The organism is Achromobacter sp. GbtcB20, from assembly GCF_019091095.1.
In the GTDB taxonomy this organism is placed as follows: domain Bacteria; phylum Pseudomonadota; class Gammaproteobacteria; order Burkholderiales; family Burkholderiaceae_B; genus Achromobacter; species Achromobacter mucicolens.
On sequence record NZ_JAGXJZ010000124.1, the window covers coordinates 1 to 681 of the forward strand.

The window sequence follows — 681 nt, forward strand, 5'->3', positions numbered from 1 at the left end:
TCGCGCGCCACTTCCAGGGGTACGTCGAACAGCAGGGTCAGGTCCGGCTGCAGGTGCGGATGGGCCCAGGCCTCGAGCGCCTCCAGCCTCGTGCGGTCCAGGCCGCGCCCGCCGCTCTGGTAGGCGAAGCTGGCGTCGGTGAAACGGTCGGACAGGACCCAGGCCCCGGCCGCCAGGTTCGGTTCGATCACCTGGGCCATGTGCTCGCGGCGGCTGGCGAACATCAGCAGCGCCTCGGTTTCCAGGTGCATCTTTTCGTGCAGAAGCAGTGCGCGCAGCTTTTCGCCCAGCGGCGTGCCGCCCGGTTCGCGCGTGGCGACCACCTGCCTGCCGCGCGCGGCCAGGAAGTCGGCGATGAAGCCGATATGGGTCGACTTGCCGGCGCCGTCGATGCCTTCGACGGTAAGGAACTTGCCGCGGGCCGTCATGGTCGTGCGATCCCGCGCTGGTACTGGTTGACCGCGCGATTGTGGTCGTTCAGGTTGTCCGAAAACTGGCTGGTGCCGTCGTTGCGCGATACGAAGTACAGGGCGTCGGTCTTGGCCGGCGCCATGGCGGCGGCGATCGACTGCACGCCCGGCAGCGAGATCGGGGTCGGCGGCAGGCCGTAGCGGGTGTAGGTGTTGTACGGGGTGTCGGTCTGCAAGTCCTTCTTCGCGATCTTGCCCTCGTAGCGCAGGC

General features: G+C 68.3%; 2 protein-coding genes. Both read right to left on the bottom strand.

All coding sequences use genetic code 11. The features are described 5' to 3' along the window. Window positions 1–428 (bottom strand): dTMP kinase (gene tmk / locus KVT32_RS28120; RefSeq protein ID WP_217619201.1); only part of this gene is annotated, 428 nt, incomplete at its 3' end. Further along, on the bottom strand, window positions 425–681 hold a 257-nt coding region (locus KVT32_RS28125), incomplete at its 5' end, for an endolytic transglycosylase MltG (RefSeq protein ID WP_217619202.1). The genes KVT32_RS28125 and tmk, both read right to left, overlap by 4 nt.